The following is a 13,369-nucleotide window of genomic DNA, read 5'->3' on the forward strand; positions in this document are numbered from 1 at the left end:
GGGTGGCGGGGGGGAGCAGGCCGCCCACAAGGCGCGGGCCGCCGGCGGACGGGCCCTGCCCCTGGTGGTGGACACGGCCGACCCGGAGGCTGTGGAGGCAGCCGCGCAGCAGGCGGAGGACCAGCTCGGTCCGGTCGACGTCTGGGTGAACGCCGCCTTCAGCACGGTGTTCTCACCGGTGACGGAGGTCCGTCCGTCGCCCGCACCGGCTACGACTCGGCAGACCGACGAGCCCGTCGGCAACGGCGCCGCCGGCGCCCGCTCGCGCTCGGAGCGGCCGCCGGCGGCGCCCTGTGCGCGCTGATCGCCGCAGGGCCGCGCGACTCCGTCAGCGCGGCAGCGCCGAGACGTCGTTGAGCCGGACCGCGCACTCCAGCAGCATGGCGTGGACGAACGCCTGGGGCAGGTTGCCGCGCAGCTGGCGCTGACGCACGTCGTACTCCTCCGCGAACAGCCCGGACGGCCCGCAGGCCGCCCGGGTGCGTTCGAACCAGCGCAGCGCACCGGCCCGGTCACCGAGGTGGTCGGTGGCCAGCGCCATGGTGAACCCGCACAACAGGAAGGCTCCCTCGGCCTCGCCGAGGGGGACCCCGGGATGGACGAAGCGGTACAGGTAGCCGTCCTCGCCCAGCTCCTCCTCGATGAAGCGGCGGGTGATCGCGTTGCTGGGGTCGTCGGCGGGAGGGCAGCCGCGGGCCAGGGGCGTCAGCAGCGCGGCCTCCGGCCCGTCGTCGTCCGCGGCCCGGCGCCAGTGGCCGTCCCCGCCCAGGCAGCGGCGCCGGGTCTCGGCGTACACGGTGTCGGCCAGGTCGGCGCACCGCTGTCCGGACGTGCCCGGCAGCACCTGGGCCGCCCGGCGCAGGCCCGCGACCACACTGAGCCGGGACTGGGTCCACCACCGGTCCTCCAGTTCCCACAAGCCGGCGTCGGGCCGCGCCCAGTTGCGCTCCACCGCGTCCACCGTGACCGTCATGGCCCGCTCGGCCTCCCGGGTGAGACAGTCGTGGTGGGCCGCGGCGGCGAACAGCTGAAGCGCCTCCCCGAACGCGTCGAGCTGGAACTGCCCGGCCGCGTGGTTGCCGATACGGTCGTTGCCCCCCGGATACCCGCGCAGCGGAAGCTCGTGCTGGCCGGGTACGGCGCCGCCGTCGACGGTGTAGGCGGGGTGCAGGTGCTCGCCGTCGGCGAGGACCCTCTCGGCGGTGAAGCGCACCGCGGTGTCGAGCAGTTCGTGCGGGCCGTGGGTGGCGACGGCGAGACCCGCGTAGCACTGGTCGCGGATCCAGGCGAAGCGGTAGTCGTAGTTGCGGCCGGTGTCCGCCCGCTCCGGCAGCGAGGTGGTGGCCGCCGCGACCATGCCGCCGGAGGTGCTGGTCAGGCCGCGCAGCACGGCGTAGGCGTGCCGGGCGTCACGCGGAGCGGCCAGCGCCGAGCAGTCGGGCACGGACCGCCGCCAGGTGCGCTCCGTCCGCTCCCACAGCTCCTCGGGGTCCAGCCGGTCCGCTTGTTCCCGCTCGGACAGCTCCAGGACGAGGTCGTGCCACTCGCCCTTGCGCAGCCGGAACTCGCCGCGCAGCCCGGACTCCGGGTCCCAGGCCGCCCGGTGCGCGCCGAGCAGGCGGAGCCGCATCCCGTCGGCGTCCGCGTGCCACACCCCGTCCCGCAGGCGGGGATCGCGCACCCGCCGTGCGCCGAACCCGGGCCTCGGGTCGAGGGCCACCCGCAGCCGGGCCTCGCCCGCCTCGACGCGCATCCGGCGCAGCAGTACCAGCCGGTCCGCCGTGGCCGGCATGGCTAGCGCATCGCGGCACTCGATCACGGCGTCGGCGGTCAGCCAGCGGCCGACCCGGATCAGTGTGCCGTCCTCGTAGTAGCCACCCCAGACGTGCCAGCGGTCCACCGGTTCGACGGCGAAGTAGCCACCGCCTCCGATGAGCGAGGAGAACACCGCGTCGCTGTGCCAGCGCGGGGCGCACAGCCAGACGATCCGTCCCGCCGGGTCCACCACGGCGCCGCGTTCGCCGTCGGCCAGGAGCGCGTAGTCCCGCAGCACCCACGGTGGGCACACACCGTTTCCCAGTCCTGTTGTCTGTCCGTCCGCTCTCTCGTTCATGGACCCTGGGATTTCCCCGCCGTCCGGCCGGGAAACGGTCCGTACGCCGCAACGGGGGCGGCGCCGTGCGCCGGCCGCGTTCCGGAAGGAGCACCGGTCACGAGCGCCGGGCCCCGGACGGCGGGGGCTCCCCGTCGGCAAGGCTCACGGCGATGCACCACCCGGCCGATGAGCCGGCCGACCGCTCCCACGCCCGCCAGCAGCAGCGCGGACAGCAGGAACGGACGCAGGCCGCCGAGAAGACGGGCCGGTGCCCCGCCGCGTCGCTCGGACGCGTCGCTCCTCGGCTCCTCGTGGCGGTCAGGCGGGGCGCCAAGGCGCGTCATGGTGGGGGACGGCGGGTGTTCCGTCCTCATGTGGCTTCCTGCCGGTGGGACCGACCGGGTGTGCGCGGCTTCGGCGGGGGTGTGACCTCGGTCGGTTCACGGCGTGGGCGGTGGTCGGCGACAGGGCGTTCGCCGCCTCGCTCCCCGCCGGCCGCGTGACCGTGGCGAAGCGGTGCGCCGGCGTCACGGGTGGCGGTGTCCCGTAGCTCGCGGTGTGCCTTGAGGAGGATCTCCGGAAGCAAACCTCAGTCAGCCGTCCGGCACACCGAGTGACTGGAAAAGCTCGACCGGCAGGGTGATTTTTGCCTAGGACGGATGAAGGCGGGGACCCATGACCATGCCCCGCAACCCCGTTCAGCGCAGAGGCCCAGATGACTCCCCTCGCCCCCCTTCGTCCGCCGCCGAGGTGTGCAGCCGGCAGGGCGCTCACCTCCGCGCGGATCGACGAGCTCGTGGGCCGCGTACGGCGGCAGCCGACGGCCCGGGAGCGGGAGGGCGCCCGTCAGGAGGCGATCCGCGCGCTGCTCCCCGTCGCGCGCAGGATCGCCGCCAAGTACCGGGGCCTCGGCGGCGAGGAGCAGGACGACCTCTTCCAGGTCGCCTGTCTGGGTCTGGTCAAGGCCGTCGACGGTTACGACCCCGATCACGGCCACGCCTTCCTGTCGTACGCGGTACCGACGATCACCGGGGAGCTGAAGCGGCACCTGCGGGACCGGACGGGACTCGTGCGGTTGCCCCGCACCGTGCAGGAGGCCCGACAGCGGGTACGGCGGGCACAGCGAGAACCGGAGCAGGCCGGCGGCGGGTGCCCGCCCACGCCGGCGGAGCTGGCACGGGCCTCTGGCCTGTCCGAATCCGCGGTGACGGAGGCGATGCGGTCGCAGGGCGCCGTCCGGCTCCGTCACCTCGACGCTCCCGTGGACGGAGGGCAGCGGTCCGCGCCCGCGTTCGCGGACGTCATGGGTGAGACCCACCTCGCCGTTTCCGGCCCCGCGGGGCGCCCCGGGTGCTCGCGGCACACCCCGCCCCGTACCGGCGAACAGGCGCCCGCGGACGGCGTTGCGGGCGGTGCCCCCGGGCCGGACCCCGCCGTCACCTCCCCCGGCCTCCTGGCACGCGCTCCGACGCAGCCGTGCGGCAGGGGCCGCGCGACCGCCGTGCAGCCGGTGAACGCTCACTGCTCGTGCACCCGGTCGCACGCGCAGGCGGGAGCGGCGGTCGTTTACGGGCCGTGGCCGCAGGTCACCTCATGTGGGTCGCGGAGATGCGCATCCGAAGGAGCATGTCATGACACTGGTGGCCGACTGCGTGCTGCACCGTCTGCGGGAATGGGGGGTGGAGCGGATCTACGGCTGTCCCGGCGACGGGATCGACGGGCTGCTCGGCGCCTTGGACCGGGCGCAGGGTCAACCGGAGTTCATTCGCACCCGGCACGAGGAGATGGCCGCGTTCACGGCCTGTGCCCGTGCGAGGTTCACCGGCGAGGTGAGCTGCCGCGTGGCGGCCTCGGGGCCGGGTGCGGTGCATCTGCTCAACGGGCTGTACGAAGCGAAGCCGGACCACCAGCCGGTGGTCGCCGTGGTCGGCCATCCGGGAGGGCACTCGTGAGCGGTACCGGAACGGACCTGGACGCCGTGCGGATCGACGCGGTCGGCGTGCACGCCTTCGAGGTGCCGACCGACGGCCCGGACGGAAAGGAACAGGACGGCACCCTGGAGTGGGACTCCACGACCATGGTCCTCGTCCAGGTCCACGCCGGCGGCCGCACCGGGCTCGGTTACACCTACGGGGACGTGTCGGTCGCCTCCTTCATCGATTCCCAGCTCACCGGCCTGCTGCGGGGCGCGCGCATCACCTCGCCCGGGGCCCTGTGGCAGCTGATGGGACGGCGGATCCGCAACGCCGGCCGCCCCGGCGTCGGCGCCATGGCCGTCTCCGCGGTGGACGTGGCCCTGTGGGACCTCAAGGCCAGACTGCTGGACCTGCCGCTGATCCACCTGCTGCCCGCCTGCCACGACCGGGTGCCGGTCTACGGCAGCGGCGGATTCACCAACTACCCCCTGGACCGCCTCACCGACCAGCTCGCCGGCTGGGTGGAGCAGGGCATCCCGCGCGTCAAGCTCAAGACCTCCAGGGACCCCGAACGCGATCCGCGGCGTCTCACGGCCGTACGCGAGGCCGTCGGCGACGGGACGGAGATCCTCACCGACGCCAACGGTGCGCTGGGCCGCAAGCAGGCGCTGTACTGGGCCCACCGCTTCCACGACGACTGGGACGTGCGCTGGTTCGAGGAACCCGTCAGCTCCGCCGACCTGGAGGGGCTGCGTACGCTGGTCGAGCGGGGCCCGGCGCGGCTGGAGATCGCGGCGGGCGAATACGCGTACACCACACGGGACTTCGTCAACCTGGTCCAGGGCCCCGCCGTGGACTGCCTTCAGGCCGACGTCACCCGCTGCGGCGGTATCACCGGCGTCCTGGAAACGGCCGGCCTGGCCTCGGCCCACCAGCTGGACCTGTCCGCGCACTGCGCGCCGGCGGTGTCGGCCCACGCGTTCTGCGCGGTGCGCCGGTTGCGGCACCTGGAGTACTTCCACGACCACGTGCGGCTGGAACGCCTGCTGTTCCACGGCACGCTGTCACCCGAGGGCGGCGCCCTGCGCCCCGACACCTCCCGTCCCGGCCTCGGCCTGGAGGTCAAGTGGCCCGACGCCGAGCGCTACCGCGTGTACGGAGACCGGACCCCCTGACCGGGGCTCGCGTTCGCGAAGGAGAGGCACGGACCGATGGCGAAGCCTTACCGCCGGACGACGCCCGGCAGGACGTCCGCACGCCGGTAAGCGTCTCGGGCCGGTGGCCGCCGGCACGGCCGGGAAGGCGCGGGCCGGGACCCGCTCCACCGGCGTCGGGCCGCTCCCGTGAACGCCGGTCCGGCCGGCCCGGGGCCGACCGGATACAGTGCGCGAGAGGCAGCCTGGTCAGGGAGGGGAAGCGTGACCGACACCAGCGACATCCGGCCCGCCGAGGGTGAAGCGCGAGCGCCCCGGCCGAGCCTGCTGCACCGCCTGATGCGCTACATCCCGTTGATCGCCCCCGTCCTGCTGTGGGCCGTGCCCTGCTGGGTGCTCCTGTACACCGGCCAGCACTGGCCGCTGCCCGTCACGCTGGCCGGCACCGCCCTGTGCGCCCTCGGCCTCGTCGGTATGCCGCTCGCGATGGTGCGCGGGCACGGCCGGCGTCAGCAGGACCGGGCGGCGATCACCGGTGACACCCTGCTGGGCGCCGGCTGGACCCTGTTCACCTGGTCCGTTCTGCTCGGCGTCCTGCTGCGGCTCGCCCTGACCGTGGCCGGCGTCGGCGAGGGCCAGGACCGCGCCCGCGTCGTCACCTGGGCCGTCCTCGCCGTGACCGCCGTACTGCTCGCCTGGGGGTACGCCGAGGCGCGCCGCGTACCGCGCGTGCGCCGGCTCGACGTGCGGCTGCCGCAACTGGGTGCCGGGCTGGACGGAACCCGCGTCGTCCTCATCACCGACACCCACTACGGCCCGCTCGACCGCGCCCGCTGGTCGGCACGGGTGTGCGAGACGGTGAACTCCCTGGACGCCGACCTGGTCTGCCACACCGGCGACATCGCGGACGGCACGGCCGAACGCCGCCGCGCCCAGGCCACCCCGCTCGGCACCGTGCGGGCCACCCACGCCCGCGTCTACGTCACCGGCAACCACGAGTACTACAGCGAGGCCCAGGGCTGGGTCGACCTGATGGACGAGCTGGGCTGGGAGCCGCTGCGCAACCGCCACCTGCTGATCGAACGCGGCGGCGACACCCTCGTGGTCGCCGGCGTGGACGACGTCACCGCCGAGTCCTCCGGCCTGGCAGGCCACCGCGCCCATCTCGCCGGAGCCCTGGACGGCGCCGACCCCGGTCTGCCCGTCCTGCTCCTGGCACACCAGCCCAAGTTCGTCGACCGGGCGGCAGCCGCGGGCATCGACCTCCAGCTCTCCGGCCACACCCACGGCGGCCAGATCTGGCCGTTCCACCACCTGGTCCGCCTCGACCAGCCCGCCCTCGCCGGCCTCAGCCGGCACGGCACCCGCACCCTGCTCTACACCAGCCGCGGCACCGGCTTCTGGGGCCCGCCGTTCCGCGTCTTCGCCCCCAGCGAGATCACCCTGCTGGTGCTCCGCTCCCCGCACCTGCCCACGTCGCCGTAGCACGGGGCCGGCCGGCACCTCCCGGGGCGGCCGCTGTCACAGCCACGTCCCGTCGCGCATGACGACCCTCCCGCGCAGTTCCGGCTCGCCGCGCCAGGCGCGCACGGTCCTCGGGACCACGCGCACGTACACGAAGGAACCCTCTTCCAGGCGCGGGTCCCAGCCGAACTTGCCGGCGAACGCCTCCGCCGCGTCCGAGGCCACCTCCTGGTCCGGGAAGCACTCCGCTTCGCCCTGGAGGAGCACCACGTCGTAGGTGTCCGGGAGCGCCAGGCGCACGCGCGGCTCCTTCCGGACGTTCCGCGCGGTCACGGACGCCGCGCTGGTGCACATCCACACCGCGCGCCCGTCCCACGAGAACCACAGCGGCACCTGGTGCGGCCCGCGATCAGGGTGGGCCGTCGACACCCATACGTCCCGCTCGGTGTCGAGCCGCCGCAGAACGTCACGCTTGCGCTCCGCCGTCCCGCGGCGGACGAGTCCCCTGGTCTCCATGGCGGCCGACCCTAGCCGAGCGGGCGCGGCGCGCGCCTGGGGCGCGGGACCTACTCCCGGCGACCGATGAGCGGGTACTCCCCTCCCGCGCCCGGCCACTCCCGTACGGGGACGACCGTGGGTCACACCCGGCGAAGGTCACAGGGTGATCGGAACTCGGTTCAGGCGGGCGGTTCCGTGCCGGCCTGCCGGCTGACCAGGTAGCGCGCGTACCAGTCGGGCCAGTCCGGGTCCTCCGTGCCGGTGCGGGACACGTGCTCGTCATGTGCCGCCGCGGCCCGTCGCAGGGCGCTCGCCAGGTCGTCGGCCGAGGAGAACGAGGTGACCGCGGGATCCAGCCGCCCCGGAAGCCGGGAGGTGACCTCCTGGAGGAACCAGCCGTTGCCGTCCGGGTCGCTGAAGGTCAGGAAGGAGCCGTAACTGCCGCGTTCCGGGTCGGGGCCGGACACGCGGGCCTCGGTGCCGGCGTGGTGGAAGACCCCGCCGGCGTCGTGGAACACCTCGCCCGGGTCGGCCCCGCACCGCGTCAGCTCCTCGTGGGCGGCCTCGATGTCGTCGACGACCAGGTACAGGCCCTGGGCCGAGCCCGGGGGCCGGTCGGTGACCGATGAACCGAAGATGACCGACGCCGGGGAACCGGGAGGGGTCACCTGCACCACCCGGAAGTTCTCCTCGGGGGCGAAGTCCGCGTCGAGCCGCCAGCCGAGTCCGGTGTAGAAGTCCTTGGCGCGGTCGACGTCGGCCACCGGCACCACGACGATCTCGAGTTTCATGTCCATGACTTGTGTTTTCCTCTCGCCGGCTCAGTGGGTCACGAGGTGCTGGCCGCCGTCGATGTCGTAGGTGGCGCCGGTCACGGCGCCGTTGGTCATGAGGTGCAGTGCGAGGGCGGCGACGTCCGCCGGTCCGACCACCCGGCCGATGGGCAGTGTCCTCCTCAGCTCCTCGCGACGCGCCTCCAGCCGGTCACCGAGGAGCGAGGCCGACAGGGGGGTGTCCACGAACCCGGCCGCGATCAGGTTGACCCGGACGGGGGCGACCTCCAGTGCCAGGTTGGCGGTCAGCGCGGGCAGCGCGGCGGTGAGGGCGCCCGTCACGGCCATTCCGGCGGCGGGCCGGCGGCCACCGGTGCCGCCGATGAACAACAGCGTCCCCCCGGCCCTGACCTTCCCGCGGCTCGCCCGTGCCACGGCGAGCAGCATCGCGACGCGCCCGCCGAAGTCCCGTCCCGCGTCGGTCAGGTCGAGTTCGGCGAGGGGGGTGTACGACGGACTGCCCGCCGTGACCATCACGTGGTCGACCTGCCCGGGCAGCTCACCGAGGAACCGCTCCAGACGGGCGGTGTCCCGGGCGTCGAACGCGGCGGTGCCGCGCGGGTCCAGTTCGTCCGCCGCCCGCCGCAGACGTTCGGCGTCACGCGCCACGAGCACCAGTTCGGCGCCGGCCGCACGCGCCTGGCGCGCGGTCTCCAGGCCGATGCCGGCGCTGCCTCCCACGACCACGACCGTCTGCCCGGCCAGTCCTCCGGGCGTGGCCAGTCCTCCGGGCGTGCCGCCCGCTCCTGCTCCGGTCACGCTCACCGGGGGTCACCGCCGTTTCCGCCTGGTTCCCGTACGCCCTGGCGCCCGGAACCCTCGCCGGTCCCGCCGTCCACGATGCCGACGAACTCGTCCGTGGTGAGGACGGCGTGGGCGTACAGGGGTGCGTTGATGTCGAACGTCGCCGTCATCTCCTCCCAGCTGAAGGCGGCGATGGCGTCACGGACGAGGGTCACGTGGTACCCCAGCTCCTGGCCGAAGCGTGCGGTGGTGTCCACGCAGGTGTTGGCCCGCATGCCGATGAGCAGCAGGTTCCGGATGTGGTGCTGCTTGAGCAGGAAGTCCAGGTCCGTGTTCGCGAAACCGCTCGACGCCCAGTGCCGGAGCGCGACGAACTCGTCTTCGCGGGGCCGGAAGTCGGGGTGCCACTCGGCCCCCCAGCTGCCCGCGGCGAAGATCTGCTGCCGCACGATGCGCTGCTGGGTCGGGGACAGGTGGTCCCACGTGACGTAGTCGTCCGGCGTCGTCTGGTGATGGGGCACGATGAAGACGCGGAAGCCCTGGCCGCGGGCCGTGGCGAGCATGGTGCGCATGTGGTCGAGCAGGCCGACGCCTTCCGCCACTTCCTTCCCCCGCGGCCACAGCTTGCCGCCCTCGGACAGGAAGTCGTTGTACGGGTCGATGACCAGGAGGGCGGTCCGGTCCGGGGGGTACAGCGGTGCAGGGGTCTCAGAAGTCATGGACGGTTCCCATCCGGCCGCGCACGGGCAGGCCCCGAGCCGGCTGCCGCGGGCCACGGCTCGGAATCCCCAGTCTGGCACTCGTCCCGCCGGACGGCATCCGCGCCGGCGGACAGGTGGGCCGTAGCGGGTACGGGCTCCCCCGGCGACGCCCCCGTGCCCTAGGTTGGCGCGGGGAGCGTCACCCGAGCCGGAGGAGCGACATGACCGACGTCCTGAGCCGCAGGGCGCTGAACCGCGCCACGCTGGCCCGGCAGTTGCTCCTGGAGCGGGCGCACACGTCCGTGGCCGAGGCCGTGGAACGCCTGCTCGCCCTCCAGGCGCAGCAGCCGGGTTCGCCGTTCCTCGCCCTGTGGACCCGGCTGGCCGGATTCGGCGCCGACGACCTGCGCACGGCGCTGGAGAAGCGGGAGGTGGTCCGGGCCACCTATGTCCGGGCCACCCTGCACCTGCTCAGCGCCCGCGACTACCTGGCCTTCCGCGCCCTGGTGGAGCCCTCCCTGGCGGCCGCGGCGGCCGGCGTCACCCGACGGATCGCGGGCCCGGAGATCGACCAGGAGCGCCTGCTGGCGGTCGCCCGTGGCGTCCTCGACGCCGGGCCGCTGGACTTCGCGGCGATCCGGGAGCGGATGCGGCGGGAGTTCCCCGACGCCGATGAGCGGGCGCTCGGCTACTGCGTGCGCATGAACCTGCCCCTGGTCATGGTGCCGACGGCGGACCGGTGGGCGTTCCCCGCCTCCAGCGAGGTCACCACGGCCGGGGCCTGGCTCGGCGCGGAGCCGGCCGGAGAGAGCTCGGCGGAGGACTTCGTCCGCCGCTACCTGGCCGCCTACGGCCCGGCCGGCCCCGCCGACCTGCGCGAGTTCGCCTGGCTGAAGGCGGCGGACGTGTTCGAGCGGCTCGCCCCGGAGCTGCGCACGTTCACCACCGAGGACGGCCAGGTGGTCCACGACCTGCCCGACGCGCCGCGCCCCGATCCGGACACGCCGGCGCCGGTCCGCCTGCTGCCGGAGTTCGACAGTCTGCTCCTCGCCCACAAGGACCGCGGCCGGATCGTCCGCACCGAGTACCGGCCCCGGCTGATCACCAGGAACCTGCGGGTGCCGGCGACCTTCCTGTGGGACGGGTTCGTCGCCGGTACCTGGGCGACGGCCCGGCGCAGGACGGCGGTGACCCTGACCCTCACCCCGTTCGGGCACCTGCCCGCGAAGGCCGTGCGGGAGCTGCGTGCCGAGGCCGAGCGGGTCCTGGAGTTCACCGACCCCGGCGTCGCCAGGCGGGACGTGGTCGTGGCGCCGGCCGGATGAGCCCGGCGGCGGGTCTCAGGACCGTACGCGCAGGCCGTGGTGGCGGTCGGGGTTCACGACCGTGGACAGGCCGTTGAGCAGCAGGCGCGTACCGCCGCGGAGGTGGGCGGCGTCCTGGGTGCCGTCGCCGGTCGGCACGAGCCAGGTGTACTGCTCGGTCCAGGTCAGGCGGGAGCCGGCGGGTTCGTCGGCGAGTTCGACGGTGACCAGGGAGATCCAGCGGCGGCTGCCGTCGACCTCGGCCTCGTAGACGTAGACGATCCGGGTGTCCGGCACGATGTCCAGGAACGTGGAGCGGTAGGCGAGGTGTTCCTCGGTGTCTCCGGAGACGAAGACGTTGCGGGCGTTCTCGCCGGCGCCGACCCGGAAGTCCAGTTCGTGCCGGGCGGTGGCGGAGCCGCCGGGGAGGCGGAACCAGCGGCGCCGCAGGGACGCGTCGGCGAAGCCGCGGAAGACCTCGGACCGGGGCACCGTGAAGTCCAAGTCCAAGGAGAACGAGCCGTGTTGGGCACTCATCCGACGAACCTAACACGCGCGGCGGCCGGGCCGCGCGACGGCACCTCCCGGCGGCCCTCAGCGCATCCGCCCCGTCGCGCGGCCCGCCAGCAGGTCGCGGAGCTCGCGGGCGTTGCGGCGGCTGACGGCCAGCACCCGGTCACCGATCCGGACGCTCACATTGCCCCCGTCCAGGCGGACTTCCTCGATCCGGCCGAGGGCGACGAGCCGGCTGCGGTGGATCCGGACGAAGCCGCGCGAGCGCCACTGCTCCTCCAGGGTGGACAGCGGTATCCGCACCAGGTGGCTGCCCCGGCCGGTGTGCAGCCGCGCGTAGTCGCCCTGCGCCTCGACGTGGGTGATGTCGGCGAGGGGCACGAACCGGGTCACCCCGCCCAGTTCCACGGGCACCTGGTCGCCGACGGCGGGTGCCGCGGGCGCGGGCGGCACCGGGGCGGCCGGGCGGGGGCCCTGTCCCGCCCGGACCAGCTCGGCGACCCGTCGTACGGCCTCGGCGAAGCGCTCCTTGCGCAGCGGCTTGAGCAGGTAGTCCACCGCCTTCAGGTCGAAGGCGCGCACGGCGAAGTCCTCGTGGGCGGTGACGAAGACGACGAGCGGAGGAGCGGCGAACCCGCCCAGCAGCCGGGCGAGTTCGAGGCCGCTGAGGCCGGGCATGTCGATGTCGAGGAAGACGACGTCGAAGCCCTCCGTGCCGTCCGGGCCCTGCGCCATGGTCCGGCTCAGCCGGCGCAGCGCCTCGGTGGCCTCCAGGGCGGGCACGGCGGTGCCGACCCGCGGGTCCTCCCCCAGCAGGTAGAGCAGTTCTTCGAGCGCGGGTTCCTCGTCGTCCACGGCCAGGACGCGCAAGGGCGCGTCGGTCACCCTCATGTGCGGCGGCTCCTCTCGTCCTCGACCGCCCTCCCATGGTGGTCCCGCCGGGGGGCGCCGTCGAGATCACGGACGGTGGTGTGTCCCGGCCGTGACCAGGTCATGATCCCCTTGTCCGCGTATCGACCGTCATGAGGAGGCCCGGTGGCACAGCCGCGACCCGAGGAATGGGACGCGCACTACGCGCGCGGGGGCCGGTTCCGGCCGCTGGGACCCGCCGAGCGCCGGCTGCTCGCCGAGCACGTACCGGCGCCGGCGGGCGGGCGCTGCCTGGACGTCGGCTGCGGGCTCGGCGAACTCGCCCGCCACCTGGCCGCGTCCGGCTACCGGGTGGACGCCGTGGACCGGTCCGCCGTCGCGCTCGCCGAGGCCCGGGGGGCCGGCGGGACGGGGGTGACGTACCGGCGGCTGGACATCGAACGGGACAGCCTGGACCGACTGCCGCAGGACGCGTACGACTTGATCACCGTCCGGCTGTGGGCGTTCGTCCGCGACCGCACCCGGGTGCTCGGCCGGCTGCGCGAGCGGCTGCGTCCCGGCGGCGCGCTGTGCGTGATCACCCCCGTGGTGGGCGCCGTACCGGAGCGCGAGCGGGGCGGGGCGCTGGACGAGGAGGAGATCGGGCTGCTGTGCGCGGGCTGGGAGTCCGCCGGACGGTACGACGCCGGCGGTCTGGCCCTGCTCGTCCTGCGCGGCCCGGCCCCCGCCGCTCTGGTCTGCGCCGGCAAGGGCCGGCCCACCGCGCACGCGCTGACCGGGGCCGGTGTGGTCGTCACGGACGCGGCGGGGCGGGTGCTGCTGGGCTGGTCGGCGCGGGGCGTGTGGGAACTGCCCGGCGGCAAGAACGAGCCGGGCGAGGACTTCGCCGCGGCGGCCGTGCGGGAGCTGGAGGAGGAGACGTCCCTGCGGGCCGACCCCGCCGGCACGCGGGTGCGGGCGGTGCTGATGGACTCCGTGGACGGCATGCCCCGCGTGACGGCCGCCGTCCGGGTCACGGCGTTCACCGGCGAGCCGGTCGTCACCGAGCCGCGGCTGATGCGCCGCTGGGAGTGGCACGAGCCCGCCGACCTCCCCGGCCTCACCCGCCCGCTGTTCACACCGAGCGCGCACGTCCTGGACACGGTATGGCCGGGACTGCTGCCCGGCCTGCCCCCGGTGCACCGCTATCCGGTCACGCGGACCTGAGCCCACGGCGACGCTGACACGGGACGACGACCGGACTCGGGTGCCGGACGTTGGAAGCCGAACCCACGCCG

11 protein-coding genes and 3 pseudogenes are annotated in these 13,369 nt (G+C 74.3%); 7 read left to right on the forward strand and 7 right to left on the reverse strand.

Annotation, left to right across the window (positions count from 1 at the left end; genetic code table 11):
* Positions 1-13: 13 nt before the first annotated feature.
* Positions 14-196: pseudogene (locus tag AB0947_RS06045) on the forward strand (SDR family NAD(P)-dependent oxidoreductase); the annotation flags it as partial.
* A gap of 132 nt (positions 197-328) precedes the next feature.
* On the opposite strand, the gene AB0947_RS06050 reads toward AB0947_RS06045, so the two are convergent.
* Positions 329-2,113 carry a glycoside hydrolase family 15 protein gene (locus AB0947_RS06050; RefSeq protein WP_366749039.1) on the reverse strand — a complete coding sequence of 595 codons (1,785 nt, stop codon included), beginning with the start codon at positions 2,111-2,113 and terminating at the stop codon, positions 329-331.
* 697 nt (positions 2,114-2,810) lie between these two features.
* Between AB0947_RS06050 and AB0947_RS06055 the strand changes: the two are divergent.
* From AB0947_RS06055 to AB0947_RS06070, 4 genes and pseudogenes are all read left to right on the forward strand, one after another.
* Positions 2,811-3,338: pseudogene (locus AB0947_RS06055) on the forward strand (sigma-70 family RNA polymerase sigma factor); the annotation flags it as partial.
* A 388-nt stretch (positions 3,339-3,726) separates the two neighbouring features.
* Positions 3,727-4,026, forward strand: a pseudogene (locus tag AB0947_RS06060) (thiamine pyrophosphate-binding protein); the annotation flags it as partial.
* A gap of 17 nt (positions 4,027-4,043) precedes the next feature.
* Complete coding sequence (locus AB0947_RS06065) at positions 4,044-5,186, forward strand: enolase C-terminal domain-like protein (RefSeq protein WP_366749183.1); 1,143 nt, start codon at positions 4,044-4,046, stop codon at positions 5,184-5,186.
* 243 nt (positions 5,187-5,429) lie between these two features.
* Entirely contained in the window at positions 5,430-6,650 is a 1,221-nt protein-coding gene (locus AB0947_RS06070) for a metallophosphoesterase (RefSeq protein ID WP_366749040.1), read from the forward strand.
* A gap of 36 nt (positions 6,651-6,686) precedes the next feature.
* Here AB0947_RS06070 and AB0947_RS06075 read toward each other — a convergent pair whose 3' ends face one another.
* The 4 genes from AB0947_RS06075 to AB0947_RS06090 all read right to left on the reverse strand — a co-directional run bounded on the left by AB0947_RS06075 (position 6,687) and on the right by AB0947_RS06090 (position 9,423).
* On the reverse strand, positions 6,687-7,145 hold the full coding sequence (locus AB0947_RS06075) for a pyridoxamine 5'-phosphate oxidase family protein (RefSeq protein ID WP_366749041.1): 459 nt from the start codon (positions 7,143-7,145) through the stop codon (positions 6,687-6,689).
* Between the two features lie 161 nt (positions 7,146-7,306).
* Complete coding sequence (locus tag AB0947_RS06080) at positions 7,307-7,924, reverse strand: VOC family protein (RefSeq protein ID WP_366749042.1); 618 nt, start codon at positions 7,922-7,924, stop codon at positions 7,307-7,309.
* Between the two features lie 24 nt (positions 7,925-7,948).
* A complete protein-coding gene (locus AB0947_RS06085; RefSeq protein ID WP_366749043.1) occupies positions 7,949-8,719 on the reverse strand; it encodes an SDR family oxidoreductase in 771 nt (256 codons plus the stop codon).
* 2 nt (positions 8,720-8,721) lie between these two features.
* The gene (locus tag AB0947_RS06090; RefSeq protein ID WP_366749044.1) at positions 8,722-9,423 is read right to left on the reverse strand and encodes an isochorismatase family cysteine hydrolase; all 702 of its coding nucleotides are present in this window, start codon (positions 9,421-9,423) and stop codon (positions 8,722-8,724) included.
* Positions 9,424-9,626: 203 nt separating this feature from the next.
* On the opposite strand from AB0947_RS06090, the gene AB0947_RS06095 reads away from it, so the two are divergent.
* On the forward strand, positions 9,627-10,730 hold the full coding sequence (locus AB0947_RS06095; RefSeq protein WP_366749045.1) for a winged helix DNA-binding domain-containing protein: 1,104 nt from the start codon (positions 9,627-9,629) through the stop codon (positions 10,728-10,730).
* A gap of 15 nt (positions 10,731-10,745) precedes the next feature.
* Here the strand turns inward: AB0947_RS06095 and AB0947_RS06100 are convergent, their stop codons facing one another.
* Together AB0947_RS06100 and AB0947_RS06105 are read right to left on the reverse strand one after the other, a co-directional pair.
* The gene (locus AB0947_RS06100) at positions 10,746-11,246 is read right to left on the reverse strand and encodes an SRPBCC domain-containing protein (protein ID WP_366749046.1); all 501 of its coding nucleotides are present in this window, start codon (positions 11,244-11,246) and stop codon (positions 10,746-10,748) included.
* 57 nt (positions 11,247-11,303) lie between these two features.
* A complete protein-coding gene (locus tag AB0947_RS06105; RefSeq protein ID WP_366749047.1) occupies positions 11,304-12,113 on the reverse strand; it encodes a response regulator transcription factor in 810 nt (269 codons plus the stop codon).
* Between the two features lie 144 nt (positions 12,114-12,257).
* On the opposite strand from AB0947_RS06105, the gene AB0947_RS06110 reads away from it, so the two are divergent.
* Positions 12,258-13,298, forward strand: coding sequence for an NUDIX domain-containing protein (locus AB0947_RS06110; RefSeq protein ID WP_366749048.1), 1,041 nt, complete (start codon positions 12,258-12,260; stop codon positions 13,296-13,298).
* Positions 13,299-13,369 lie beyond the last annotated feature (71 nt).

Origin of the sequence: Streptomyces sp. NPDC047841, from assembly GCF_040704085.1 — a bacterium.
Taxonomy (GTDB): Bacteria; Actinomycetota; Actinomycetes; order Streptomycetales; family Streptomycetaceae; genus Streptomyces; species Streptomyces argyrophylli.

Coding starts and splice junctions, on each gene's coding strand:
- AB0947_RS06050 (WP_366749039.1), bottom strand. CDS start 2,113: ATGAACGAGAGAGCGGACGGACAGACAACAGGACTGGGAAACGGTGTG.
- AB0947_RS06075 (WP_366749041.1), bottom strand. CDS start 7,145: ATGGAGACCAGGGGACTCGTCCGCCGCGGGACGGCGGAGCGCAAGCGT.
- AB0947_RS06080 (WP_366749042.1), bottom strand. CDS start 7,924: ATGGACATGAAACTCGAGATCGTCGTGGTGCCGGTGGCCGACGTCGAC.
- AB0947_RS06090 (WP_366749044.1), bottom strand. CDS start 9,423: ATGACTTCTGAGACCCCTGCACCGCTGTACCCCCCGGACCGGACCGCC.
- AB0947_RS06095 (WP_366749045.1), top strand. CDS start 9,627: ATGACCGACGTCCTGAGCCGCAGGGCGCTGAACCGCGCCACGCTGGCC.
- AB0947_RS06100 (WP_366749046.1), bottom strand. CDS start 11,246: ATGAGTGCCCAACACGGCTCGTTCTCCTTGGACTTGGACTTCACGGTG.
- AB0947_RS06105 (WP_366749047.1), bottom strand. CDS start 12,113: ATGAGGGTGACCGACGCGCCCTTGCGCGTCCTGGCCGTGGACGACGAG.